The organism is Pseudogemmobacter faecipullorum, from assembly GCF_020539525.1.
In the GTDB taxonomy this organism is placed as follows: domain Bacteria; phylum Pseudomonadota; class Alphaproteobacteria; order Rhodobacterales; family Rhodobacteraceae; genus Pseudogemmobacter; species Pseudogemmobacter faecipullorum.
Window position 1 is genome coordinate 113,948 of record NZ_JACDXX010000004.1, and the last position, 24,618, is coordinate 138,565.

A 24,618-nucleotide genomic window follows, 5' to 3' on the forward strand; every position below is an offset into this window, starting at 1 on the left:
CGATGCGTGCGGTCCGGCTCTGGGGTGTCCGGGATCTGCGGGTAGAGGATATCCCTCTGCCCGCGCCGCCCGGAAAGGGTGAGGTGACGCTGCGGGTGACGGCGGCGGGGATCTGCGGCTCGGATCTGCATAATTTCGCCACCGGGGCCTGGATCTCGCGCAGCCCTTCGGTGGCCGGACATGAATTTGCCGGGGTGGTGACAGGGATCGGGCCAGAGGTCGGCAATGTCACCCCCGGAGACACTGTCGCCGTCGACAGCCGGGTGATCTGCGGCAGCTGCCAGAACTGCCGCGAGGGGCTGGGCCAGATCTGCGAAAAACTCGGCTTCCTCGGCGAGGTGATCGACGGCGGTTTTGCCGAATATGTCACTCTTCCGGCCCGAAACGTGGTAAAGGCCCCCGCGCGCATCCCGGCGCGCCATCTTGCCATGGCCGAGCCGCTGGCGGTGGCGCTGCATGCGGTGACGCGGCTGAATGCGCCGCAAGGCGCGCCGGTACTGGTCACCGGCGCAGGGGCAATCGGCGCGCTCTCGGCCCTGGTTCTCGCCTCGCGCGGTCACCCGGTTCAGGTTGCTGACCGCAATCAGATCCGCGCCACACGCGCCGCCAGTGCCGCAGATGGCCAGGTGGTCAGCCTTGACGCCCTGGCCCATCCCGCGCCGCGCTATGCGCTGGATGCCACCGGCAGCCCGGAGGTGATCGCTCAGCTGCTGCAGTCTTTGCGCGGCGGCGGGGCGATTGCACTTGTTGGCATCGGCTCGCGCGATCTGAGCTTTAACCCGACCCTGCTGGTCGAGCGTGAGATTGCCCTGATCGGCTGCCATGCCTTTGGCGATGAGCTGGCTGAGGCGGTGGCGCTGCTGCCGGCGCTGGAAGCGCGGCTTGATCAGGTGATCGATGCGCAGATCCCGCTGGAAGCCGTGCCCGCCGCCTATGATCTGCATCTGAACGGCGCGCTTTCGGGCGCGAAAACCATTATCCTGCCGGAGGCAGAGCCGTGATCCTTTCCCGTACCGCTGAAATCCGTGCGCTTGCCGTTCATGATCCGGCCCGGGCCGAAGGGATGCTGGCGGCCTTTCTGGGCGAGCTGTTTGGCCTGACCGCGCGGGATCTGCGTATCAATCGCGACCAGTATTCGCTGAATTCGCTGAACGGCTTTTTCAGCTGCGCGGAGGGGGAGTGCTTCTTCAAATTCCATCAGGAGGAAGGTGAGGAAGAGATGAGCGGGGAATATTATCGCGCCGATATCCTCGCCCGGGCCGGGCTGCCGGTTGATCAGCCGATCTTTGCCTCAACCCAGCCTGGCGAGCAGATCCTGGTCTATCGCCGCCGGATGGATCCGCGGTTTTCAGATGTGCTGCGCGCCCTTGATCTGCATGCTGATGCGACGGCCAGGGCCAGGGCGCTGGCGGCAGAACGGGCGCTGAATGCGCAGCTGCTGCAGGTGGCGCAGGACAGCCTGCATCCGATCACTGCCGCGCAATCCAGGGCCGAGCCGATCCACCGGCTGTTTCATCAGCGCCTGACGGACCCGGCTTCGGGCCTGTATCCGGGCGGGCGACTGGCGGCCTTTTATGTCGATCAGAGCTTCAGCCTGCCGGGGGTGACAGCCGACTGGGATCAGCTGTCATCCGCGCAGATCATCATTAATGGCCGCGCCTATGACCGCAATATTTCTCAGCTGTTTGATGAAGCATATCAGCGACTTCTTCCTGAGCATCTGGCCGATGCCGGCGGAATCACCGCCCATGGCGATGCCCATAATGCCAATGTCTGGTATCAGCGCGGGCCAGAGGCAGACCGGCTCAGCTTCTTTGATCCGGCTTTCGCGGGAGAGCATGTGCCCTCGCTTCTGGCCGAGGTGAAATCGACCTTCCATAATATTCTGGCCCATCCGCTCTGGCTTTATGACAGCGAGATGGTGGCGGAACGCTGGCAGGTGACCGCGCGGCTGGAGGAGGGGCGGCTTTACATCAACACCGACTGGCAGCCCGGCGCTTTGCGCGAGGATCTGCTGGCGCTGAAGGCCGAGAGTTTCTGGAAGCCCTGGCTTGCCACCCTGGCCGGGCGCGGATTGCTGCCTTCGGACTGGGAGCGAGTGGTGCGGCTGGGTCTGTTTTTGTGCCCGACCCTGGTGATGAACCTGCGCGTGGGCGCGGGCGGCGGCCGGCACAGCCCCGAAAGCGCGGCGCTTGGCCTTGCCCAGGCGGTGATCTGTGGGGCAGAGCCGGTTGAGGGCGATGACCAGATGACCCGCTTCTTCGCCGCAATCCGCCCGGAGTAAAGAATATGTCGCGCGACCGCCGCTATCAGAATGTTGACGATTTTCAGAAGGCTGCCCGCAAGCGCCTGCCGAAGATCTTTGCCGATTACATCGAAGGCGGCGCTTTTTCGGAAACCACGCTGCGCCGCAATCGTGCGGGATTTGACGCCTATGCTTTGCGCCAGCGCGTCTTGTGCAACCTGGAGCCAGAGGTGGATCTCTCCGCCCGCTATCTGGGGCGGCGCCAGGCCTTGCCCTTCTTCCCCGGCCCGGTCGGCTTTCTGGGCCTTTATCGCCGCTACGGCGATCTGAAGGTCGGGCTGGCGGCGAAAGCGGCGGGGGTGCCTTTCGCGCTCTCGACCTTTTCGATCAAAGGCATTGCCAGCCTCGCGCCACAGCTTGGCGAAAATCTCGCGTTCCAGCTCTATCTCGACCGCGACCCGACGGTGAATGAAAGCTATCTCGAGGCCTGCCGGATCGCAGGGGTTGAGACGATTTTCCTGACCGTCGACACCGCGATCACCTCGGTGCGTGAGCGTGACAACCGCAATGGCTTCCGCGCGCTGCAAAAGATCAGCCCGGGCCTAGCCTGGCAGTTTGCGAAACGGCCGCGCTGGTCGCTGGACCTGCTGCGCAATGGCATGCCGGGGGTCGAGCTGGTTGAGGGGCGCCCGGAATTCGGGCGTGGGGCTCTGGCCCAGGCCTCGGCGCTTTCCGCCCGGCTCGATAAGGATCTGACCTGGGAGAAGGTGCGCTGGCTGCGCGATCTCTGGCCGGGGCGGCTGGTGATTAAGGGCGTTTCAGACCGGCGCGATGCCGAACTGGCCCGGGCCAGCGGTGTGGATGGCATTGTTCTGTCCAACCATGGCGGGCGGCAGCTCGATCAGGGTCTGGCGAGTATCTCGCTGGTGGCAGAGATGCGCGCCGCGCTGGGGCCGGAGCGTGATCTCTTCGTTGACAGCGGTTTCCGGCGTGGCAGTGATATCGTCAAAGCCCTGGCTCTGGGGGCGGATGCGGTGATGCTGGGGCGGCCCTTCGCCTGGGCGGTGGCAGCCGAGGGCGACTGGGGCTGTGCGCGGCTGTTTGAGCTGCTGGCGCAGGAAATTGCGATCACCCTGCAGCTGATGGGGCTGAATTCGCTGGCCGAGCTGCGGGCGGCCCCGGTCGACAGCCTGCTCAGCCCGATGGGCTGAGCAGCAGGTTACCCTCCGGTCAGAGCAGCGATTGCGGCGGGTTCTGCGGCACGCCCGGCAGCACGCAGAGCATTTCATACAGCAGATTGGCCCCGATCAATGCGGTATTGCCCGAAGGGTCATAGGGCGGCGAGACCTCGACCAGATCGCCGCCGACCAGGTTAAGCCCGGCACAGCCGCGAATGATTTCAAGCCCCTGCCAGATCGTCAGCCCGCCCGGCTCGACCGTGCCGGTTCCGGGCGCAAAGGCCGGATCGAGGCTGTCGATATCGTAAGACAGATAGACCGGCGCATCGCCGATCTTTGTGCGGATCTTTTCCATCAGCGGTTTCAGCGATTTATGCCAGCATTCCTCGGCCTGAATCACCGTCCAGCCGTTCTTGCGGCCCCAGTCGAAATCATCGGTACTATAGCCGGTGCCGCGCAGCCCGATCTGGAACACTTTATCATTGATCAGGCAGTCATCCTCAAAGGCGCGGCGGAAGGGGCAGCCATGCGCCACTTTCTCGCCAAACATCGTATCATTGATATCGGCATGGGCATCGACATGGATCAGCGCCACCGGCCCGTGTTTTTTGCGGATGGCGCGCAGGATCGGCCAGGTCAGAGTGTGATCGCCGCCCATGGTCAGCGGCAGCGCCCCCGCCGCCAGAATGCCGTCATAATGCGCCTCGATCAGACCGACGGATTTCTTCAGATCAAAGGTGTTGATCGCGACATCGCCGATATCGGCGCATTGCAGATGCTCAAAGGGCGCAGCGCCTGTGGCCATGTTAAAGGGCCGCAGCATCCGGCTCTCATCCCGGATCTGACGCGGCCCGAGCCTGGTGCCGGGCCGGTTTGAGGTGCCGATATCCATGGGAATGCCGCAGAAAGCGACATCAAGCCCCTCGGCTGAAGCGGCGGCAGGCAGGCGCATGAAAGTGACCGGTCCGCCAAAACGTGGCATGTCATTGCCGCCAAGCGGCTGGTTGAAAGGCATCTGAAAGCTCCCGGTCTGACTGTTTTGCGGCAGCAGGCCACAGGCCGGGCGGGCAGGCAAGGCGTTCAGTGCGCGGCATGGGCGATCAGGGCTGGTAGCTGCGCACCAGAGCGGCGGCGAGCAGGGACCAGCCATCGGCCACGACGAAAAACGCCAGTTTGAAGGGCAGTGATACCACCGCCGGGGGCACCATCATCATCCCCATCGACATCAGGATGGCCGAGACCACGAGATCGATGATCAGAAAGGGCAGAAAGATCAGAAAGCCGATCTCAAAGGCGCGCTGCACTTCGGAAATCAGGAACGAGGGGACAAGGAGAGAAAGCGGTGCCTCGGTGATTGGTGTGGGCGCGCGGGGACGCAGGGCGTCGAGCCGGGCAAAGCTTTCCGGATCCGTCCGCGCCGCCATAAACTGGCGAAACGGTTCGGAGGCCTCAATGAAAGCGGAATTCAGATCAATTTCTTCGCGGGTGAAGGGGCCAATGCCCCGCGCCCAGGCCTCGGTAAAGACCGGGTCCATGACGAACCAGGTCAGAAACAGCGCCAGGCTGATGATCAGCATATTGGGCGGTGCCTGCTGCAGGCCAATCGCCTGACGCAGGATCGAGAGCACAGTGATAATGAAGGGAAAGCAGGTGACCATGATGGCCAGCCCGGGCAGGATCGACAGCAATGTGATCAGCACCAGCAGCTGGACCGAGCGGGTGGCAAGGCTCTCGCCGCCGCTGCCCTCAAGGCTGAGGCTCAGCTCCTGGGCGTTCAGCGGCGCGGCGCTGAGCAGGATGAGGCCCAGCACTGCCGTCCCTGCGGCGAGGCCGGGCCAGAGCCTGGCTGGAAACAGGTCTGGGCGGGAAGGGCCGAAGCCAGAAGGGCCGGGGCGGGAAGAGAAGGTCACATCCCCTCCCAGGGGCCGGTGATTTCGGTCAGGCGCACCGCCAGCTGCCCGGCCTGTTCGCCTTCCAGCTCGGTCAGCTCGCCCCGGGCGATCAGCCGGTCGCCGACATAAAGCTCAACCGGATCCTCAACCCTGCGGTCCAGCGGCAGGATAGCGTCGCGGCCGAGGCGCAACAGGTCACGCACCAGCGGTCTGGCGCGGCCGACCGAGATGATGATCTCAATCGGCACATGGGCAAAGGGGGTGTCGGCACGCAGGTCATTCATAGGTTTGCTCCTGGTGGCGGGGTGGTGCTGAGGGTGAAAAAGTCCTGCAGGATCCGTTCGGCCGCGCGGCAGAGCCGGCCGGGGTCGAGATCGGCTCCGGCGCCGGATTGGCCAATGCTGAACCGCGCGGCATCGGGGCCAAGCCGGGCATCCTCGCAGATCGTCAGGCCCGGCGGGGCGGCACTCAGCAACAGATCACCGATCCGGGCCCGTGCCTCCGGGTGAAGGTATAGGGTAAGGGGCTGGCCCGCCGCCTCGGCGATCAGGGGGGTCATCTGCTCCAGCAGCAGCGGGGCGAGGCAGTCGCGGGCCAGCAGCGGCAGCAGAGCGCCGGTCAGGGCCAGCAGCGGCGCCTGCAGAGCGGCGAGACACTCGCGCTGCGCCTCGTCGGCGGTAAGCGTCAGCTGGCCAAGATGCGCGATCAGGGCATTGCGGCCTTCGGCTTCAGCGGCGGCTGAACTCAGCCGCGCCTCGTCGCGCCCGGTCTGATAGCCTTCGGCCCAGGCGGCCGCGCGCAGCGCGTCAAGCGCCGCCGCATCGGTGACCACCACGGCGGGGCAAACCGTATCACCTGTGTCAAAGGCTTCGAGCTGTGGCACCGGCATCAGGCGCGCTCTTCATCGGGTTCGAGCCAGCCGCGCAGAATCTCGATCGATTCCGCCTGGCGTTCACTGATCAGCCGCCGCAGCCGGCCTGCCGGATCTTCGGAGGGGCTGGCATCGGCGGCAAAATCGATCACCGGCAGATCGGGCAGGCTGAAGCTGCTGTCGATCTCGCCGCTGAGGGCGCCAGGCAGGGACAGCGCCGGGCCGGGCAGCGAGAGCGGCGGTTCCTGTGTGGCAAGGCGGCGGGGCCGCGAGGGGAGGAGCAGCGGGCGCAGGACAAACAGCGCCAGTATGAGGATGGTGATCGACAGAGCGGCAATGCGGATCGCAGCCATTATATCGAGCGGGCCGGTAAGCGGCAGCAGGCCCGCGGGCAGCACCTCGGCCTCCGGCAGCGGGCCAGGCTGAAATTCCATTGATTGCAGCGTCAGGTAATCGCCGCGCGCCTCATCATATCCGGCGGCGGCGGCGACCAGTTCGCGCAGAGCGGCAAGCTCTTCCGGGCTGCGGGGCTGCCAGGTTGCGGTGCCATCAGCAGCGGTGACGATCTGACCATCGACCAGCACCGCCAGGGTCATCCGCCGGATGCCGCCGGGGTTGCGGGTCACCTCGCGCTGGCTGCCGGACATCTCGTAATTCAGCCGCTCGCGGATCTCGGTGTTTTGCGAACGGCCCTGGCCAGAGGCGCCGGAAGCGGGTTCGGGCAGGTTCGAGGCAACGGTTACTGCCCCGCCGGGCTGGGCATTCTCACTGCTGCGCTCTTCGGTGTCAGAGGAAATCGCGACCCGGCTTTCCGGGTCGATCAGGGTTTCGGTAAACTGCTCCTGGTCGGTGATCAGCTCCAGCGCCACCTCAACCACCGCTTTGCCCGGGCCGACCCGCGCCGCGAGCAGCCGCTCGATGCCATTGCGGATCTGGGCGGCGCGTTCGGTCGCGGCGCCATTGCCCGCCAGGCTGCGGTCCTCGCCGCCAATCAGCCCGCCGCTGCTGTCGATCACCTCAACATCCGCCGGGCGCAGCCCGGTGACAGCCGAGGCGATCAGATGTTTAAGCGCCCGGGCCTGGTCCTCGCCCAGCTGGCCAGAGGCACTGGTCACCGTCACGCTGGCGGTCGGGCTGATCCTCGCCTGGAATACATGGCTCGGGCCTTGTGAAATATGCACCCGCGCGGCCCGGATCCCGGGCATGGTGAGAATGGTGCGCGCCAGCTCGCCCTCTTTCGCGCGCCAGTAGGCAGCATCAAACATCTGCGCCGTGGTGCCAAAGCCTGACAGGCCATCGAGCAGCTCATAGCCCTGGCCCCCGGCGGGGGGCAGCCCCTCTGCCGCAAGGGCCATCCGCAAAGGATCACGCTGGGCTTCAGGCACCCAGATCGCGGTGCCGCGCACCTCATAGGGGATGCCGCGCTGATCGAGGGCAGTGATCACCGGCCCGGCGGCGCGATCCTCGAGCCCGGCGTAGAGCAGCGACATGCCGCTGCTGCCGGTGCCGCGTGCCAGCAGCAAAATCGCGAGGAATACCGCCAGAGTTGCCCCGGCCAGGATCAGCCTGCGCCGCAGATCAAGCCCGTTCCAGATTGAGAGGATATTCTGTCGCATCTGCCCTGCCGGAATTCTTCCTGCTGCCGCACTATTGCCGCTCAGGCCTTAACAACCGGTTAGCCAGGGCTGCGCTTTGGCGGCAAAGGCCGGGTGCTTGCGCCATTCTCTTGCGCCCGCAGCGGGCAGCGGATCGCATTTATTGCGGCAAAAGCGCTGTTGTGATGCCAGATAGGTCCGGATCGGCCCGAAAAGGCGGTGAATTGCAGCGGGGTTCACGCAGAAATGCGCGTTTCATCACTGGTCATTTCTCTCGGCAAGGTGGAAAAATCAGCGCAAATTCGAACCTGCATCTGGCGGAGAAAGACAAATGGCGGTCAAGGTGACATTGAACCCGGAACCAGTGGCAGAGGCCGAGCGGGAGAAGCTGCTCGAGGCCCCGGTCTTCGGCACCGTGTTTACCGATCACATGGTCACGGCGGTCTGGACCCGTGCGGGCGGCTGGGAACAGCCCGAACTGGGGCCGCGCCGTCCCTTTGCGATTCAGCCGGAAAATGCGGTCTTCCATTACGGCCAGCAGCTGTTTGAGGGGATGAAAGCCTATCGCGGCGTTGATGGCGCTTTGCGCCTGTTCCGCCCCGATCAGAATGCAGCCCGGATGAACCGTTCGGCCCTGCGTATGGCCATGCCGCAGGTGCCGGAAGAGCTGTTCCGCGAATCGGTCGAGGCGCTGGTGCGCGCCGATAAGAACTGGATCCCGGGCCAGGGCAGCCTCTATCTGCGCCCCTTCATGTTCGCGGATGAAAGCTTCCTCGGTGTGCGTCCGGCGGATCGCTGCATCTTCTGCGTGATCGCCGCGCCGGCAGGCGATTACTTCAAATCGGGCGCGGCCGGTCTTTCGGTCTGGGTCGAGCAGGAAACCACCCGCGCTGCGCCGGGCGGCACGGGTGAGGCGAAATGCGGTGGCAATTACGCCGGCTCGCTGCATGCCCAGACCCGCGCCTATGAAGAGGGCTGCGCCCAGGTTCTGTTCCTCAGCGCGGATGGCAGCGGCCAGATCGAAGAGCTGGGCGGGATGAATATCTTCTTCGTCAAAAAAGATGGCAGCGTCTTTACCCCGGCGCTTGGCACCATTCTTCCGGGCATCACCCGCGCCTCGATCCTCGCGCTGCTGCGTGCAGAGGGGACGCCGGTCAGTGAAATCTCCTATCACTTCGACGAGCTGAAGGCCGATGTGGCTGCGGGCGAAATTGCCGAGGTCTTCGTCTGCGGCACTGCGGCGATCATCGCCAGCGTCTCGCGGCTGAAATTTGACGGCGGCGCGCTGGAGATCGGCGAGCCGGGGCCGCTGGCCGCGCGTCTGCGGGCGACCCTCTCGGGGATCTATACCGGTGCGGTCGAAGGGCCGCAGGGCTGGAGCGTCACCGTTTCTGAGTAAGCGGTCCGCGTATCACCACAAAGGCCCGGGCTGTCGCAGCCCGGGCCTTTGTCACTTCGCGGCCCAGGCTATGGCGGCCTGCTGGCCTTTGCCTGGGGCCAGACCGCCTTCTGGCCAATCCTGCCTCGGCAGTTTATGCAGAACGCGCTTTCAGGAAGGACCTCTCCCATGCAGAAGATCGCGCTTTCAGAACGGCCCGGCTGGCGCGAGAAGGCGGCCGAGCTTGGCTTCAGCTTTGCGGATATGCATGGCGAGCCCTATTGGGATGAGACCTCGGCCTATGCCTTTACCCTGCAGCAGATCGAAGAGGATCTGGAGGCGCCGTCAGCCGAATTGCACAGCATGTGCCGCGAAGCGGTGGCGCAGATCGTGGTCTCTGAAGAGCTGATGACCCGGCTGGGCGTGCCCGAGGCTTACCGTGATCTGGTTGCGGACAGCTGGGCGCGCAATGAGCCCGAGATCTATGGCCGGTTTGACCTGGCCTATGATGGCAATGGCCCGGCGAAGCTGCTGGAATATAATGCCGATACCCCGACCTCACTTTATGAAAGCGCCTCTTTCCAGTGGTCATGGCTGGAAGATCAGCTGGCCGCCGGTGTACTGCCCGGGGGGGCGGATCAGTTTAACGGCATCCATGAGGCGCTGGTCGCGCGCTTTCGCGAGCTGTTTCCGGCAGGCAGCAATCTGCATTTCACCGCTATGGGAGGAAATCCGGAGGATTATGCCACGGTTGAGGCGATGGGCTGGGCGGCGCGCGAGGCCGGTCTGGGCGCGCATTACACTGATCTGAGCAAAATCGGCCTCTCGGAAGAGGGGCAGTTCGTCGATGATCAGGACCGGGTGATCGGCACCCTGTTCAAGCTTTACCCCTGGGAAGATCTGCTGCGCGATGATTATGCGCGCCATATCGCGGGCTCGGGTTGTATGTTCCTTGAGCCAGCCTGGAAAATGCTGCTGTCGAACAAGGGCATTCTGCCGGTGCTCTGGCAGATGTTCGAGGGCCATCCTAACCTTCTGCCCGCCTTCTTTGAGGCCGATGTCGCCGCCGCGCTGCGCGGAGATGGCCAGGCGGTGCCAGAGGTGCGCGAGGCCTTCTCCCGCGCGGCGGATCAGCTGTTCCAGGGCCATGTGACCAAGCCTTTGTTCTCGCGCGAGGGCGCCTCGGTCTCGATCATCGAAGCGGGTCGGGTCAGCGAGGCGGCGGCGAAGAGCCCCTATGATCATCATCCGCGCGTGGTTCAGGCCTATCAGCCGCTGCCGGTGTTTGAGGGCTTTCTCCCGGTGATCGGGGCCTGGATGGTCGGTCATGACTGTGCCGGTATTGGGATTCGCGAGGACCGGCTGCGGATCACTCAGGATCTGTCGCGCTTCAAACCCCATTTTATTGCTCCGTAACCTGAACTTGACCACCCGGACTGCAGGAGAAGGCCATGACGAAACGCTCTAAACATGTCGCGCTTGCCATTCTTGGCGCCACGGCCTTTGCCCTGGCAGGCTGCCAGGAAAGCGAGGTTGAGGCCCAGGCCTTTCCGGATCTGCAAAGCTGTAAGGAAGCGGCCAGCCTCGCGGGCTATGTCACGGCCGGGGAATGCGAAACCGCCTTTGCCGAAGCCGAGGCCCTGCATGCGGAATCGGCGCCGCGTTACGACAGCCTCGCCGTCTGTGAGGCCGAGCATGGCGCGGGCAATTGCGGGGATGGTCCGGCTGCGCAGTCAGGCGGTGGCGGGGTGGGTTCGATCTTCATGCCACTGATGATGGGCTATCTGATGGGCTCGATGATGGGCGGCGGCGGTCTCGGCCGGGGCGCAGCGGCCTCGCAGCCCATGTATAAAACGGCGGATGGCAAATTCACCAATGCCGCCGGGACGGCCAGTTACGGGGCCAATTCCGGCCGCGCCAAAGTGCCGTCGAGCCAGTTTGCCCGCCCGGCCAGCACGGTGAACAAGCCGCCGATGAGCGCGGCCCCCTCAGCCTCGCGCGGTGGGTTTGGCGGCTCGTCCTCGGGGGCGGGCGGCTGAGGCCAGCTCCGGGCCGGCAAAGCTCCTGCAGAGAAAAAAACCAGACGCGCCCCGGTGACACGGTGGCGCGTTTTGCATTGCTGTGGCGCATGAGGCGGCGGGGGGATTCTCGCAACACATGGCCCGAAAATTACGAAAGCCGCACAACCTGTAAGGTTACACGGCTTTCCGTAGTATAGTGGTGCCCAGAAGAGGACTCGAACCTCCACGCCTTGCAGCGCTGGTACCTGAAACCAGTGCGTCTACCAATTCCGCCATCTGGGCACGCTTCAGTAAGGCGGTGTTTAGATTTTGGGGCGGGGGATGTCAACAAGGTCAAAACGCTTTTTTTCAGAAATTTTACATTTTCTTTCACCCTGTTAGCGGAAAGCTGTGATTTCCTGAGGATTCCGGGCTTTTGTCTTGCTGGAGCGAAGTGGCAGAGCTATGGAGCGGGAAAGGCAACCCCGGCGTGGGAGTATTCGCATGAGCAAGCTGGTCACGATTTATGGCGGCTCGGGTTTCGTTGGCCGCTATGTCGCGCGGCGATTTGCCAAACTCGGCTGGCGCGTCAGGGTGGCCGTGCGCCGCCCGAATGAGGCGATTTTTGTCAGGCCCTATGGCGTGCCGGGGCAGGTTGAGCCTGTTCTGTGTAATATCCGCAATGAGGCCAGCGTCGCGCGCGCCGCGATCGGTGCGGATGCGGTGGTCAACTGCGTTGGCACTTTCGCTGCCGGCGGGCGCAATAATTTCAACGCGGTCCATGTGGAAGGTGCGGCGAATATCGCCCGCGCGGCTGCCGGGGCGGGCGTTGCGGCGCTGGTGCATCTCTCGGCGCTAGGCGCGGATGCGCAGTCGCGCTCGGCCTATGGCCGCTCGAAAGCCGCGGGCGAGGCGGCGGTTGCCGGGGCTTTCCCGGCCGCGGTCATTCTGCGGCCCTCGGTGATCTTCGGCACCGAGGATGGTTTCTTCAATAAATTCGCTTCTCTGGCGCAATGCGCGCCGGTTCTGCCGATTGCCGGTGGCGCGACATTGTTCCAGCCGGCTTTCGTCGATGATGTGGCCGAGGCGGTGGTGCGGGCGGTAACCCAGGCCGCGGCTCCCGGGGTCTATGAGCTGGGCGGGCCGGAAGTGGCCTCGCTGGGCGAGCTGATCGGGCGGATGCTGCCGGTGATCCAGCGCCGCCGCCTGGTGCTGAATCTGCCCTCGGCGATTATGACGGTTCCGGCGGTGCTGCTCGATCTGGGCTCGGCGCTGACGGGCGGTCTGATCCGTAATTCACTGCTGACGCGTGATCAGCTGCGGATGCTGGAGCGCGACAATGTGGTCAGCGAGGGCGCGAGGGGCTTTGACGCCTTTGGAATCGCGCCGACCGCTTTTGAGGCGGTGATCCCGGATTATCTCTGGCGCTTCCGGCCCTCGGGTCAGTATGCCGCCATCAAGGATTCTGCCAAAAATCTGAAAAAGGCCTGAGGCTTTGGACAATATATTGCTCGCCGCCGTTCTGGGTCTGCTGGAGGGGCTGACCGAGTTTGTCCCGGTGTCATCGACCGGTCACCTGCTTCTGCTGGGGCATTTCCTTGGTTTTTCCTCGCCAGGCAATGCCTTTGCGGTGGTGATCCAGCTCGGAGCAGTTCTGGCATTATTTTCGGTCTATGCGGCGAAGCTGACCCGGATCGGGCTGGCGGCGCGCCATGATCTGGCGGCACGGCGGACCTTCTTCTCGCTGCTGCTGGCCTTTCTGCCGGCCGTGTTCATCGGTCTGGCGCTGCATAAATTCATCAAGGAAGTGCTGTTCGAGACCCCGGTTCTGATCGCGGTGATGCTGATCCTCGGCGGCTTTATTCTGCTGGTCGTTGACCGGCTCGCGCCGGAACATCCGCAGCATACCGATGCGATGAAACTGCCGCTGGGAAAATCGCTCGCCATCGGGTTCTGTCAATGCCTTGCCATGGTGCCTGGGGTGTCGCGCTCGGGGGCGACCATTGTCGGCGCGCTGCTGATGGGGGTCGAAAAGCGGGCGGCGGCAGAATTCTCCTTCCTGCTGTCGATCCCGACAATGGGCGCGGCGGTGGCCTATGACATCTTTAAAAACCGCGATGTGCTGGATTTCAGCGCCATTTCTGACATTGCCGTCGGCTTTATCGTGGCCTTCCTCACCGCCGTTTTTGTGGTGAAATGGGTGCTGAGCTATGTCGGGCGCTATGGCTATGCGGTGTTTGGCTGGTGGCGAATCATTGTCGGCCTGGCGGCACTTATCGGTCTGTCGCTTGGATATTGAGTGGGTGTGTAAGCTTTGCTGACCTATTATCCGACGTAAGGGCGCATTTTTTGCGCCGCCGGGGCCGGAAAAACAAATATAGGTAAGCTTTGCTGACTTTTAATTCTCTGGGCCAGGGGGTAACACGGGCGTATCCGAAACCTGCTTCCGGGAACGCGCAGCCATGGCCACGCAGAAGATGCTTAAATTCGTCACCCTCGGCAAAGAAATGCCCGAGAAGCGGATAGCCTCAGACCGAAAGCAGGATTTTGACGAGATTTACCGCGAATTCGCGGCGCAGAAGGCGGCCGAACAGGCCAGCCGCTGCAGCCAGTGTGGCGTGCCCTATTGCCAGGCCCATTGCCCGCTGCACAATAATATTCCCGACTGGCTGCGCCTGACCGCAGAGGGTCGCCTGCGCGAGGCCTATGAGATCAGCCAGGCCACCAATAGTTTCCCCGAGATCTGTGGCCGGATCTGCCCGCAGGATCGTCTCTGTGAAGGCAATTGTGTGATCGAGCAGTCGGGCCATGGCACGGTCACCATCGGCTCGGTCGAGAAATATATCACCGATAAAGCCTGGGAGCAGGGCTGGGTTCAGCCCGGCCGCCCCCTGGCCGAGCGGGCGGAAAGCGTCGGCATCATCGGCGCGGGTCCGGCGGGTCTGGCAGCGGCGGACCGCCTGCGCCGGGCCGGTATTCAGGTCACGGTCTATGACCGCTATGACCGGGCCGGTGGACTGCTCACCTATGGTATCCCCGGTTTCAAACTGGAAAAGCCGGTGGTGATGCGCCGCATCGCACAGCTGGAAGCGGCCGGTGTGAGTTTCGTGATGAACTGCGCCGTGGGGGAGACCCTGTCGTTTGAGGCGATCCGGGCACAGCATGCTGCGGTGCTGATCGCCACCGGGGTCTATAAAAACCGTGAGATCGACGCCCCGGGTTCGGAGGCGCGCGGCATCGTCAGAGCGCTGGATTATCTGACCGTGGCGAACCGCCTCTCCTTTGGCGATACCGTGCCGGAATATGAGGATGGGACGCTGAATGCGGCCGGTAAACGCGTTGTGGTGATCGGCGGCGGCGATACCGCCATGGATTGCCTGCGCACCGCGATCCGCCAGGGCGCGACTTCGGTGAAATGTCTTTATCGCCGCGACAGGGCGAATATGCCCGGCTCGCAGCGCGAAACCCAGAATGCCGAGGAAGAGGGCGTCGAATTCGTCTGGCTCACGGCGCCGAAGGGCTTCACCGGGGCGGGCGTGGTTGAGGGCGTGATGGTGCAGAAAATGCGCCTTGGCGCCCCGGATGCCTCGGGCCGTCAGTCGCCCGAAGTGATCGGGGGTGCTGATTATATCGAGCCTGCCGATCTGGTGATCCAGGCGCTGGGGTTCGAGCCGGAAGATCTGCCGCAACTCTGGGGGGCCGAGGGGCTGGGCGTCACCCGCTGGGGCACGCTTAAAACCGATTTCCGCAGCCATGCCACCAGCCTGCCGGGCGTTTTCGCGGCCGGTGACATTGTGCGTGGCGCGAGCCTCGTGGTCTGGGCGATCCGGGACGGGCGGGAGGCGGCGGATTCCATCCTTGGCTATCTGGCGCAATCTGCCGCTGCGGTCGCGGCTGAGTAAGCGGGCGGCTGAACCCATGACACTCCCGCCCTCTTCCCGTGCCAGAGCCGGAATGGCTGCTGGCGCGGCCGTGATGAGTATCGCGCCGAATTCTGTGCCAGGGTGGCGCGATATTGCACCCGATCATGAAGGTATTGCCGGTATGAAACCCCTGTTCTCCGCCCTGGCGCTCGCCCTGACGCTTCCCCTTGCCGCAGAGGCCAGGACCTGGACGCCGCCGCAGGGCTGCGAAATCTTTCTGACCGTGCAGTCCCAGGGCTGCCGGGTGTCAAACCACTATATCTGCAGCGCCGATCCGGCCGGCGATCAGTGGCGCGCCGATTTTGACCAGGAGGGCCTCTATTTCCGCTCGCGGATCAATGCCGAGACCGAATGGGTCGAGAGCTTTGAGATGAACCCGCCGCAGCGGCAGTGGCTGGATGCCGGGCGCGCCGATCCGGCCTCGTTCAGCGAATTGCTGGCGACCGGGCTTGATACATTCGAATTCACCCTCAGCCGGGATTCCGGCATCGGCTCGCGGGTCACCGGCTTTGACCGGCTGACCGGCAACAGCATCACCGTTGATGGTTTCCTGCTGGAAGAGACCGAATATGAAGCGCTCGAGGAACATGAAAGCGGCGAGGTCCGTGGCAATCGTGGCCATGAATATATCAGCCGCGAGCTGCGGCTGTTCTTCTCGGGCGCAGGGCAGATGGATCTCGGCGACGGCGAATGGCTGCCCTATTCCGGCGCGCCGCTCGATATTCTGAAACCGGGCGAAAAAGGCTTTGGCGCGACGCAGCCGCTTTATGACTGCGATCCGCTGATGACCGAAGCCCCGGGCAATCCGGCAATCATCAGGGCGCGATATGACGGATGAGCCGCATGCCATTGCACCAATCTTCCCTGACCCGACCCGTCCGGACCATGCCTTCGACAGCGCCAGCCCCAGGGAGTGAGCCATGACCAATTATGATGAAGCCTGGGTGAAATCTGAGGAAGCCAGACGCGCCTTCATGGATGCCAACAGCCTCTATCGTGCGGAAGATGAGCATTCTTCCTGCGGTGTCGGTCTGGTGGTGTCGATTTCGGGCGAGGCCTCGCGCAAGGTGGTTCAGGCCGGGATCGATGCGCTGAAGGCGATCTGGCACCGCGGCGCGGTCGATGCCGATGGTAAAACCGGCGACGGGGCCGGGATCCATGTGCAGATTCCGGTGGATTTCTTCTATGATGTGGTGCGCCGCACCGGCCATGAACCCGATCCGAAAAAATGGATCGCCGTTGGCCAGGTCTTCCTGCCGCGCACCGATTTTGCCGCCCAGGAGCGCTGCCGCACCATCGTTGAGACCGAAGTTTTGCGCATGGGCCATTATATCTATGGCTGGCGCCATGTGCCGGTTGATGTCTCGGTTCTGGGCGAGAAAGCCAATGCCACCCGCCCCGAGATCGAGCAGATCCTGATCCGCTGCGAGAAGGATATCGACCGCGAGCAGTTTGAGCGCGAGCTTTACATCATTCGCCGCCGCATCGAGAAAGCGGTGACCGCGGCCGGGATCTATGGCTGCTACCTCTGCTCGCTCTCCTGCCGTTCGGTGATCTATAAGGGGATGATGCTGGCCGAGCAGGTTTCGGTATTTTATCCCGATCTGCAGGATGAGCGGTTCGAGAGCGCTTTCGCCATCTATCACCAGCGCTATTCGACCAATACTTTCCCGCAATGGTGGCTGGCGCAGCCCTTCCGCATGCTGGCCCATAATGGCGAGATCAATACGCTGAAGGGCAATGTTAACTGGATGAAATCGCACGAGATCCGTATGGCCTCGAGCGCATTCGGGGATATGGCCGAAGACATCAAGCCGATCATTCCGGGCGGCACTTCGGATTCGGGTGCGCTGGATGCGGTGTTTGAGGTGATGGTGCGCTCGGGCCGTTCGGCCCCGATGGCAAAGACCATGCTGATCCCCGAGGCCTGGTCGAAACAGACCGATACCATGCCCCAGGCCTGGGCGGATATGTATTCCTACTGCAATTCGGTGATTGAACCCTGGGATGGCCCGGCCGCTCTCGCGATGACCGACGGGCGCTGGGTCTGTGGCGGGCTTGACCGCAATGGTCTGCGCCCGATGCGCTATGTGATCACCGGCGATGGTCTGCTGATTGCCGGCTCGGAAGCCGGCATGGTGCCGGTTGATGAAATGAGCATCCGGGAAAAAGGCGCGCTTGGTCCGGGGCAGATGATTGCCGTCGATATGGCCGAGGGCAAACTCTACCACGACCGGGAGATGAAAGATAAACTGGCCGCAGCCCAGCCCTATAGCGAATGGGTTGGCAAGATCGTGCATCTTTCGCCCGAGCTGGACCAGCTGCCGGAAACCGCGCTGTTCTCCGGGCCCGAGCTGCGTCAGCGTCAGATTGCTGCCGGCTATACCGTCGAGGAACTGGAGCAGGTTCTCGCGCCGATGGCCGAGGATGGCAAAGAGATGATCGCCTCAATGGGCGATGACACGCCGCCGGCGGTGCTCTCGAAAGTCTACCGCCCGCTGTCGCATTACTTCCGGCAGAATTTCAGCCAGGTCACCAATCCGCCCATCGATTCTTTGCGCGAAGGCCGGGTGATGTCGCTGAAGACCCGCTTTGGCAATCTGAAGAACGTGCTGGATGAGACCTCGGCCCAGACCGAGATCCTGGTGCTGGAAAGCCCCTTCCTTGCCAGTGCCGAATTCGATTCGATGGTGCGCCAGTTTGGTGATCAGGTCGCTTTCATCGATTGCACCTTCCCCACCGGCGCCTCGCTCGATGATCTGCAGGGCGCGCTGGCGCGCATCCGCGCCGAGGCCGAGGATGCGGTGCGTTCGGGCGCGGGCCAGCTGATCCTGACCGATGAGCATCAGAATGCGGAAAAGGTCGGTATGCCGATGATCCTCGCCACTTCGGCGGTGCATTCCTGGCTGACCCGCAAGGGGCTGCGCACCTTCTGCTCGATCAATCTGCGCTCGGCAGAATGTATCGACCCGCATTATTTCGCGGTGCTGATCGGCTGCGGCGCGACCACGGTGAACCCCTATCTTGCCCAGGACAGCCTTGCCGACCGCATCGACCGCGGCCTGCTTGAAGGCAGCCTGGTCGAGGCGATGCGCAAATATCGCGAGGCGATAGACGCGGGCCTGCTCAAGATCATGGCGAAGATGGGGATCTCGGTGATCTCCTCCTATCGTGGCGGCCTGAATTTTGAGGCGGTCGGCCTGTCGCGCGCCATGGTGGCGGAATATTTCCCCGGCATGCAGTCGCGCATTTCCGGCATCGGTCTGCACGGCATCGAGCGCAAGCTCGAAGAGGTCCATGCCCGTGGCTGGCTGGGCGGCGCGGAAGTGCTGCCGATTGGTGGCTTTTATAAAGCGCGCCGCTCGGGCGAGAAGCATGGCTGGGAAGCCCAGACCATGCATATGCTGCAGGCGGCCTGTGACCGCGCCAGCTATGATATGTGGAAGGGCTACAGCGCGGCAATGCGAGCCAATCCGCCGATCCATCTGCGTGATCTGCTTGATATCAAACCCCTGGGCAAGCCGGTGCCGATTGAAGAGGTCGAATCGATCACCGCGATCCGCAAGCGGTTCGTGACCCCGGGCATGTCGCTGGGGGCGCTCTCGCCCGAGGCGCATATGACGCTGAACATTGCGATGAACCGCATCGGGGCGAAATCCGACAGCGGCGAGGGTGGTGAGGATCCGGCGCACCAGCATCCCTTCGCCAATGGCGACAATCCCTGTGCCAAGATCAAACAGGTGGCCTCGGGTCGTTTTGGTGTTACCGCCGAATATCTGAACGCCTGTGAAGAGCTGGAGATCAAGGTCGCGCAAGGGGCGAAGCCGGGTGAGGGCGGTCAGCTGCCGGGGGTGAAAGTCACAGAACTGATCGCGCGGCTGCGGCATTCGACCAAAGGCGTGACGCTGATCTCGCCGCCGCCGCATCACGACATCTATTCGATCGAGGATCTGGCGCAGCTGATCTATGATCTGAAGCAGATCAATCCGCGCTGCAAAGTGACGGTGAAGCTGGTCTCCTCTTCCGGGGTCGGCACGATTGCGGCAGGCGTGGCCAAGGCGAAAGCCGATATTATCCTGGTCTCGGGCCATAATGGCGGCACCGGCGCCTCGCCCGGCACCTCGATCAAATATGCCGGCCTGCCCTGGGAGATGGGGCTGACCGAGGCGCATCAGGTTCTGACCATGAATAACCTGCGCGAGCGGGTAACGCTTCGCACCGATGGCGGGTTGCGTACCGGCCGCGATGTAGTGATGGCGGCGATGATGGGCGCGGAAGAGTTCGGCATCGGCACGGCCGCGCTGATTGCCATGGGCTGTATCATGGTACGGCAGTGCCAGTCGAATACCTGCCCGGTCGGGGTCTGCACCCAGGATCAGGCTTTGCGCGACAAGTTCACCGGCTCGGCGGATAAAGTGGTCAATCTGATCACCTTCTACGCCCAGGAGGTGCGCGAGATCCTCGCCTCGGTCGGGGCGCGCTCGCTCGATGAGGTGATCGGTCGCCCGGATCTGCTGACCCAGGTCTCGCGCGGCCATGCCGATCTGGATGATCTCGACCTCAATCCGTTGCTGATCACCGTCGATGGCTCGAACCGCATCACCTATGACCGTTCCAGGCCGCGCAATGCGGTGCCCGATACGCTGGATGCCGAAATCGTCAAGGATGGGGCGCGCTTCTTTGACGAGGGTGAGAAGATGCAGCTGAGCTATGCGGTGCGCAATACCTCGCGCACCATTGGCACCCGGGCCTCGTCGCATATCGTGCGCAAATTCGGCATGCGCAACAGCCTGCAGCCCGATCATCTGACGGTGAAGCTGACCGGCAATGCCGGGCAGTCCCTGGGGGCATTCGCGGTCAATGGTCTGAAGCTCGAGGTTTCGGGCGATGCCAATGACTATGTTGGCAAGGGTCTGTCGGGCGGCACCATCGTGGTACGCCCGCTGATGGCCTCGCCGCTGAAAGCCGAAGAGAATACGATCATCGGCAATACCGTGCTTTATGGCGCGACCGATGGCTATCTCTTCGCCTCGGGGCGGGCGGGTGAGCGCTTTGCGGTGCGCAATTCCGGCGCGAAGGTGGTGATCGAGGGCTGCGGTTCAAACGGCTGCGAATATACCACCGGCGGGGTGGCGGTGATCCTTGGCGATATCGGCGATAATTTCGGCGCCGGGATGACCGGGGGCATGGCCTATATCTACGACCCGAAGGGCGGGAATGCGGCCAGGATCAACCCCGAAAGCCTGTTGGTGGCCGATCTGGCGCATAGCCACTGGGAAGCGCAGCTGAAAGAGCTGATCGGGCGGCATGCGCTGGAAACCGGCTCGCCCAAAGCACAGCGGATCCTGGCGGACTGGGAGCGTGAGAAGCAGAACTTCCTGCAGATCTGCCCGCGTGAGATGCTGCCGCATCTCGCCGCGCCGCTGAGCGCGCAGGCTGAAAAGGTTCCGGCCGAGTAAGGCCAGACCCGGCTCGCCAATAAGCATAAGCCACGGGAGCTGCCCCCCGCCAGTCCACAGCCTGGCGGGGGTTCCTTTTACAAAAGGGCTTTTCGCTCGACTTCCCCGCCAGAGGCGGCGCAAAATGCACCATGTGGTTCTGGTGTGAGGGGCGTAAAGAATGACCCGCGAACAGCGCGCGCTGAGGGTGTCAGCGACAGCGACCTTTGGCCTGGCGGTTTTCGGCATTGGCTTTGGCCTGCTGACCCGCTCGGGGGCGATCCTGTTCGACGGCACCTATTCGCTGCTCGATACCTTCAGCGCTTTGCTGATGCTGCTGGTGGTGCGGCTGATTTCCTCGGCCGGGAGTGGCAGCAAAGAGGGCAAACTGGTCGAGCGTTTCACCCTGGGGTTCTGGCATCTTGAGCCGATCGTCGTCGGCGTCAGCGGCACTTTGCTGATCGGCTCGGCCTCCTATGCGCTGTTCTCTGCCGTGGATGCGCTGCTGAAGGGCGGGCGTGATCTCGAGTTTGGCCTGGCGATCCTTTATGCCTCGCTCACCCTTTGTGTCGCGCTGAGCATGACCTTCTTCATGCGCCGGGCGAACCGGCGGCTGAATTCAGCGATCCTGGCGATTGATGTTACCGGCTGGATGATTTCCTCGGCGCTGACCGCGGCGCTGCTGATCGCCTTTGTCGCCGGCTGGCTGACGGAAGGGACCGGGCTTGCCTGGATCCGGCCCTATATTGACCCCGGCATTCTGGCGCTGATCTGTCTGATGGTGCTGCCGCTGCCGGTGCCGGCGGTGCGCCAGGCTCTGGCCGAGATCCTGTTGATCACCCCCGCCGATCTGAAACAGGAGGTCGATCAGAAGGCGCGGGCGCTGGCGAAACAGGAGGGCTTTCTGTCACACCGGGCCTATGTGGCACGGGTCGGGCGGGGCACGCAGATCGAGATCTATTTCATCGTGCCCAAAGGCCTGCCGCCGCGCCCGCTCGAGGAATGGGATGCCATCCGCGACCGGCTGGGCGAGGCGCTGGGCGGCGAGGGGCCGCATCGCTGGCTGACGATCGCCTTTACCACCGATCAGGACTGGGCAGAGTAAGCATAAAAAAGGGCCGCCCGAAGGCGGCCCGGTATCCTCTGCCAGAGTGGCGGAGAATCAGCCGTTCACGAGGTCTTTGAGGGCCTTCGCGATTGCGAATTTCACCTGCTTGTCAGCAGCCTTGGTCATGGTCTCACCGGTTGCCGGGTTGCGGACCTGACGCTCGGGGCGCTCTTTGCAGGCCACTTTGCCGAGGCCCGGCAGGGTCACGGCGCCACCGGCGGTCACTTCACGGGCAACGATTGCTGCAATCGCGTCGAGGGCAGCCGAAGCGGTCTTTTTATCTGCGCCCATCTCTTCGGCAACAGCGGCTACCAGCTGGGTCTTGGTCATCGGCTTGGACATTTTATGTCTCCTGATCTCGTTCCTCATGCCCGTTTAAGGGCGCCCTTTGCAGGGTCGCGGCTCAGTCGCCTGGATTGGAGGGGAAAATCAACCCCCTGAGATAGGATCTGCGACCATTTGAGCGATTTTTCCCTTAATTTTATGCCTTCAGAGGAAGGCGGTCTCATCAAAACTTCGTAGTTTCCGGCTGTGGATCCGTTCGAGCGGCGTTTCGCGCAGAAGTTCCATCGCGCGGATGCCGATCTGCAGGTGACGGCCCACCTGGGTGCGGTAGAAATCAGAGGCCATGCCAGGCAGTTTCAGCTCGCCATGCAGCGGCTTGTCCGAGACGCAGAGCAGGGTGCCATAGGGCACCCGGAAGCGAAAACCATTGGCGGCGATGGTGGCGCTTTCCATATCCAGCGCCACAGCGCGCGACTGCGACAGCCGCCTGACCGGGCCGGACTGATCGCGCAATTCCCAGTTGCGGTTGTCGATCGTGGCGACGGTGCCGGTGCGCATGATACGCTTCAGCTCATAGCCCTCCAGCCGGGTCACCTCTTCCACGGCATCCTCAAGCGCGATCTGGATCTCGGCCAGAGCCGGGATCGGCACCCAGACCGGCAGATCATCATCAAGGACGTGATCCTCGCGCAGATAGGCATGGGCGAGCACGAAATCCCCCAGCGCCTGAGAATTGCGCAGCCCGGCGCAATGGCCGACCATCAGCCAGGCATGCGGGCGCAGCACCGCGATATGGTCGGTGGCGGTTTTGGCATTTGAAGGGCCCACCCCGATATTGACCAGGGTAATGCCCTGACCATCCTCGCGCTTGAGGTGATAGGTGGGCATCTGCGGCAGTTTCAGCGGCGCCACCAGCGGCTGGTCGCCCCGGGTGATCTCCTGATTGCCGGTGGCAATGAAGGCGCTGTATTCCGATTTGGGATCGTCGAGCGCGGCCCGGGCAAAGGCCTCAAAGGCGTCGATATAGAACTGGTAATTGGTGAAGAGCACATGGCTCTGGAAATGCTCGGGCGCGGTGGCGGTGTAATGCGCCAGCCGGGCCAGCGAGTAATCCACCCTTTGCGCGGTGAAAGCAGCCAGCGGCATCGACCCATCCGGGAACCGCTCCAGCGTGCCATTGACGATATCATCATTGATCGTGGCCAGATCCGGCACGTCAAAGACATCGCGCAGCGGAAAATCAAGCGCCGCCTCCTGGGGCACGGTCAATTCCGGATCGGAGGCGACGGCAAAATGCACCGGGATCGGGGTTTTCGAGGCGCCGATACTGACCGGCACGCCATGGTTGCGGATCAGCAGGCCGATCTGCTGGATCAGATAATTGCGGAACAGATCCGGCCGGGTGACGGTGGTGGAATAGTGCCCGGGATGGGCGACATGGCCAAAAGCAAGCCGGGTGTCGACCTTGCTGAAACTGTCAACCTGCAGGCGGATTTCGGGATAAAAGGCGCGGATACGGCGCGAGGGGCGGCCCTCCTGCAGCGCCCGGCTGAATTCCTGCAGCAACAGCCCGGTCGCCTCATCATAAAGCGCCTGCAGCCGGTCAACGGCCGCCTCGGCATCGAGGAAATCTTCATGTTCGGCGGGGAGAGGGGCGTTCAGGTTCGACACGGTTTCCTGCTGTTTCATGCCCGGGCAATCAGGGGCCGGGGCAGGGGGAGGTCTCAGGCGATTAAGCGCCAGACTGCCGCGCAAGGCAAGTGAACAGCAGATGACACTGCGGGTGCTTGCGGGGCCGGCGCCGGGGGGCGATACTCGCGGCTATGAAAACGCTTCTCTCGCTCGGCCATGGCTATACGGCCCGTCTTTTTGCCCGCGCTCTGATTGCTCAGGGATGGCGGGTGATCGGTACAACCCGCGATGCGGTCAAGGTCAGGGCGCTGGAGGCCGAAGGTGTGGAGCCGCTGCTCTGGCAGCCGGGAGCCAAGCCTGAGGCGGCGATTGCCTCGGCGACACATATTCTGCATTCCGCCAGCCCGATTGACGGCCATGATCCGTTCATGCATCTCGCGCCGCTCCTGCGCGAGGCGGGGCCGGAATGGTTTGGCTATCTTTCCACCACCGGGGTTTATGGCGATACCGGCGGGGCCTGGGTCGATGAGGACAGCCCGCTCGCCCCGGCGCGGGGCCGGTCGGCCGACCGGGCGGCGGCTGAAGCCGCCTGGCTTGCCAGCGGACTGCCGCTGCATGTCTTCCGCCTCGCCGGCATTTACGGCCCCGGCCGCGGCCCCTTTGCCAGGCTGCGCTCTGGCCAGGCCCAAAGGATCGTCAAGCAGGGCCAGGTGTTCTCGCGCATCTATGTTGAGGATATCGTCCGGGTGCTGCTGGCCTCGATCGCGCGCCCTGATCCGGGCCGGATCTATAACCTCTGCGATGATCTGCCCGCAGGAGCTGATGAGGTGCTGGTCGCGGCGGCGCAGATGATCGGCCTGCCCCTGCCCGAGGCGCTGGATTTCGCCACGGCCGAGCTTTCGCCTATGGCGCGCAGTTTCTATGCCGAATGCCGTCGGGTGCGAAATGACCGGATCAAGGCCGAGCTGGGCGTGGTGCTGCAATGCCCCGATTACCACGCCGGTCTGCGCGCCATCCTCGCTGCCGAAGCGGCAGATCAGCTGTCTGAAAATATCCCGGGGGTCTGAGGGGGG

20 protein-coding genes and 1 tRNA gene are annotated in these 24,618 nt (G+C 63.5%); 13 read left to right on the forward strand and 8 right to left on the reverse strand.

All coding sequences use genetic code 11. From position 1 onward, the window contains the following. The first annotated feature begins 2 nt into the window (after positions 1-2). Genes H0485_RS05745 through H0485_RS05755 form a run of 3 tightly spaced genes read left to right on the forward strand, consistent with a single transcriptional unit; the run spans position 3 to position 3,456 of the window. On the forward strand, positions 3-1,001 hold the full coding sequence (locus H0485_RS05745) for a zinc-dependent alcohol dehydrogenase (protein WP_226934409.1): 999 nt from the start codon (positions 3-5) through the stop codon (positions 999-1,001). Next, positions 998-2,284 carry a hypothetical protein gene (locus H0485_RS05750; protein ID WP_226934410.1) on the forward strand — a complete coding sequence of 429 codons (1,287 nt, stop codon included), beginning with the start codon at positions 998-1,000 and terminating at the stop codon, positions 2,282-2,284. Before H0485_RS05745 ends, H0485_RS05750 begins: the two co-directional genes overlap by 4 nt. A 5-nt stretch (positions 2,285-2,289) precedes the next feature. Next, a complete protein-coding gene (locus H0485_RS05755; protein ID WP_226934411.1) occupies positions 2,290-3,456 on the forward strand; it encodes an alpha-hydroxy acid oxidase in 1,167 nt (388 codons plus the stop codon). A gap of 19 nt (positions 3,457-3,475) precedes the next feature. On the opposite strand, the gene speB is transcribed toward H0485_RS05755, so the two are convergent. The 5 genes from speB to fliF form a co-directional block, all read right to left on the reverse strand. Continuing rightward, positions 3,476-4,438 (reverse strand): agmatinase, encoded by a 963-nt coding sequence (gene speB, locus H0485_RS05760; protein ID WP_226934412.1) that lies wholly within the window; start codon positions 4,436-4,438, stop codon positions 3,476-3,478. 85 nt (positions 4,439-4,523) lie between these two features. Next, positions 4,524-5,234 carry a flagellar type III secretion system pore protein FliP gene (gene fliP, locus H0485_RS05765; RefSeq protein WP_226934413.1) on the reverse strand — a complete coding sequence of 237 codons (711 nt, stop codon included), beginning with the start codon at positions 5,232-5,234 and terminating at the stop codon, positions 4,524-4,526. Positions 5,235-5,329: 95 nt separating this feature from the next. Then, positions 5,330-5,599 carry a FliM/FliN family flagellar motor switch protein gene (locus H0485_RS05770; protein WP_226934414.1) on the reverse strand — a complete coding sequence of 90 codons (270 nt, stop codon included), beginning with the start codon at positions 5,597-5,599 and terminating at the stop codon, positions 5,330-5,332. Beyond that, positions 5,596-6,204, reverse strand: coding sequence for a hypothetical protein (locus tag H0485_RS05775; protein WP_226934415.1), 609 nt, complete (start codon positions 6,202-6,204; stop codon positions 5,596-5,598). Before H0485_RS05775 ends, H0485_RS05770 begins: the two co-directional genes overlap by 4 nt. Continuing rightward, positions 6,204-7,802 (reverse strand): flagellar basal-body MS-ring/collar protein FliF, encoded by a 1,599-nt coding sequence (gene fliF, locus H0485_RS05780; RefSeq protein WP_226934416.1) that lies wholly within the window; start codon positions 7,800-7,802, stop codon positions 6,204-6,206. Before fliF ends, H0485_RS05775 begins: the two co-directional genes overlap by 1 nt. 310 nt (positions 7,803-8,112) lie before the next feature. On the opposite strand from fliF, the gene H0485_RS05785 reads away from it, so the two are divergent. From H0485_RS05785 to H0485_RS05795, 3 genes are all read left to right on the forward strand, one after another. After that, positions 8,113-9,180, forward strand: a complete 1,068-nt coding sequence (locus H0485_RS05785; protein WP_226934417.1) for a branched-chain amino acid aminotransferase — start codon at positions 8,113-8,115, stop codon at positions 9,178-9,180. Positions 9,181-9,348: 168 nt separating this feature from the next. Then, positions 9,349-10,575 (forward strand): glutathionylspermidine synthase family protein, encoded by a 1,227-nt coding sequence (locus tag H0485_RS05790; RefSeq protein WP_226934418.1) that lies wholly within the window; start codon positions 9,349-9,351, stop codon positions 10,573-10,575. 35 nt (positions 10,576-10,610) lie between these two features. Then, positions 10,611-11,198: a DUF1190 domain-containing protein gene (locus H0485_RS05795; RefSeq protein WP_226934419.1), complete on the forward strand. Its 588-nt coding sequence runs from the start codon at positions 10,611-10,613 to the stop codon at positions 11,196-11,198. A gap of 179 nt (positions 11,199-11,377) precedes the next feature. Here the strand turns inward: H0485_RS05795 and H0485_RS05800 are convergent. Continuing rightward, a tRNA-Leu gene (locus H0485_RS05800) sits at positions 11,378-11,462 on the reverse strand. Positions 11,463-11,663: 201 nt separating this feature from the next. On the opposite strand from H0485_RS05800, the gene H0485_RS05805 reads away from it, so the two are divergent. The 6 genes from H0485_RS05805 (at position 11,664) to H0485_RS05830 (ending at position 21,625) form a co-directional block, all read left to right on the forward strand. Continuing rightward, entirely contained in the window at positions 11,664-12,650 is a 987-nt protein-coding gene (locus H0485_RS05805) for a complex I NDUFA9 subunit family protein (protein WP_226934420.1), read from the forward strand. A 4-nt stretch (positions 12,651-12,654) separates the two neighbouring features. Beyond that, the gene (locus tag H0485_RS05810) at positions 12,655-13,458 is read left to right on the forward strand and encodes an undecaprenyl-diphosphate phosphatase (RefSeq protein WP_226934421.1); all 804 of its coding nucleotides are present in this window, start codon (positions 12,655-12,657) and stop codon (positions 13,456-13,458) included. Between the two features lie 163 nt (positions 13,459-13,621). Further along, positions 13,622-15,061 carry an NAD(P)-dependent oxidoreductase gene (locus H0485_RS05815; protein ID WP_226934422.1) on the forward strand — a complete coding sequence of 480 codons (1,440 nt, stop codon included), beginning with the start codon at positions 13,622-13,624 and terminating at the stop codon, positions 15,059-15,061. A 142-nt stretch (positions 15,062-15,203) separates the two neighbouring features. After that, positions 15,204-15,920 (forward strand): hypothetical protein, encoded by a 717-nt coding sequence (locus H0485_RS05820; protein WP_226934423.1) that lies wholly within the window; start codon positions 15,204-15,206, stop codon positions 15,918-15,920. A gap of 82 nt (positions 15,921-16,002) precedes the next feature. Next, positions 16,003-20,541 (forward strand): glutamate synthase large subunit, encoded by a 4,539-nt coding sequence (gene gltB / locus H0485_RS05825; protein ID WP_226934424.1) that lies wholly within the window; start codon positions 16,003-16,005, stop codon positions 20,539-20,541. 160 nt (positions 20,542-20,701) lie between these two features. After that, positions 20,702-21,625 (forward strand): cation diffusion facilitator family transporter, encoded by a 924-nt coding sequence (locus H0485_RS05830; protein ID WP_226934425.1) that lies wholly within the window; start codon positions 20,702-20,704, stop codon positions 21,623-21,625. Between the two features lie 57 nt (positions 21,626-21,682). Here the strand turns inward: H0485_RS05830 and H0485_RS05835 are convergent, their stop codons facing one another. After that, entirely contained in the window at positions 21,683-21,970 is a 288-nt protein-coding gene (locus tag H0485_RS05835; RefSeq protein ID WP_226934426.1) for an HU family DNA-binding protein, read from the reverse strand. Between the two features lie 147 nt (positions 21,971-22,117). Continuing rightward, on the reverse strand, positions 22,118-23,602 hold the full coding sequence (locus H0485_RS05840) for an AMP nucleosidase (protein WP_226934427.1): 1,485 nt from the start codon (positions 23,600-23,602) through the stop codon (positions 22,118-22,120). A 134-nt stretch (positions 23,603-23,736) separates the two neighbouring features. Here H0485_RS05840 and H0485_RS05845 point away from each other — a divergent pair, with 134 nt between their 5' ends. Next, positions 23,737-24,612 carry an SDR family oxidoreductase gene (locus H0485_RS05845; protein WP_226934428.1) on the forward strand — a complete coding sequence of 292 codons (876 nt, stop codon included), beginning with the start codon at positions 23,737-23,739 and terminating at the stop codon, positions 24,610-24,612. Positions 24,613-24,618: the final 6 nt, after the last annotated feature.

What these genes read in the sequence shown, in the direction of transcription:
- H0485_RS05785 (WP_226934417.1), top strand. Translation starts at nt 8,113, where the DNA reads ATGGCGGTCAAGGTGACATTGAACCCGGAACCAGTGGCAGAGGCCGAG.
- H0485_RS05770 (WP_226934414.1), bottom strand. Translation starts at nt 5,599, where the DNA reads ATGAATGACCTGCGTGCCGACACCCCCTTTGCCCATGTGCCGATTGAG.
- H0485_RS05795 (WP_226934419.1), top strand. Translation starts at nt 10,611, where the DNA reads ATGACGAAACGCTCTAAACATGTCGCGCTTGCCATTCTTGGCGCCACG.
- H0485_RS05775 (WP_226934415.1), bottom strand. Translation starts at nt 6,204, where the DNA reads ATGCCGGTGCCACAGCTCGAAGCCTTTGACACAGGTGATACGGTTTGC.
- speB (WP_226934412.1), bottom strand. Translation starts at nt 4,438, where the DNA reads ATGCCTTTCAACCAGCCGCTTGGCGGCAATGACATGCCACGTTTTGGC.
- H0485_RS05755 (WP_226934411.1), top strand. Translation starts at nt 2,290, where the DNA reads ATGTCGCGCGACCGCCGCTATCAGAATGTTGACGATTTTCAGAAGGCT.
- H0485_RS05790 (WP_226934418.1), top strand. Translation starts at nt 9,349, where the DNA reads ATGCAGAAGATCGCGCTTTCAGAACGGCCCGGCTGGCGCGAGAAGGCG.
- H0485_RS05820 (WP_226934423.1), top strand. Translation starts at nt 15,204, where the DNA reads ATGAAACCCCTGTTCTCCGCCCTGGCGCTCGCCCTGACGCTTCCCCTT.
- gltB (WP_226934424.1), top strand. Translation starts at nt 16,003, where the DNA reads ATGACCAATTATGATGAAGCCTGGGTGAAATCTGAGGAAGCCAGACGC.
- H0485_RS05835 (WP_226934426.1), bottom strand. Translation starts at nt 21,970, where the DNA reads ATGTCCAAGCCGATGACCAAGACCCAGCTGGTAGCCGCTGTTGCCGAA.
- H0485_RS05830 (WP_226934425.1), top strand. Translation starts at nt 20,702, where the DNA reads ATGACCCGCGAACAGCGCGCGCTGAGGGTGTCAGCGACAGCGACCTTT.
- H0485_RS05745 (WP_226934409.1), top strand. Translation starts at nt 3, where the DNA reads ATGCGTGCGGTCCGGCTCTGGGGTGTCCGGGATCTGCGGGTAGAGGAT.
- fliF (WP_226934416.1), bottom strand. Translation starts at nt 7,802, where the DNA reads ATGCGACAGAATATCCTCTCAATCTGGAACGGGCTTGATCTGCGGCGC.
- H0485_RS05840 (WP_226934427.1), bottom strand. Translation starts at nt 23,602, where the DNA reads ATGAAACAGCAGGAAACCGTGTCGAACCTGAACGCCCCTCTCCCCGCC.
- H0485_RS05845 (WP_226934428.1), top strand. Translation starts at nt 23,737, where the DNA reads ATGAAAACGCTTCTCTCGCTCGGCCATGGCTATACGGCCCGTCTTTTT.
- H0485_RS05815 (WP_226934422.1), top strand. Translation starts at nt 13,622, where the DNA reads ATGGCCACGCAGAAGATGCTTAAATTCGTCACCCTCGGCAAAGAAATG.
- H0485_RS05805 (WP_226934420.1), top strand. Translation starts at nt 11,664, where the DNA reads ATGAGCAAGCTGGTCACGATTTATGGCGGCTCGGGTTTCGTTGGCCGC.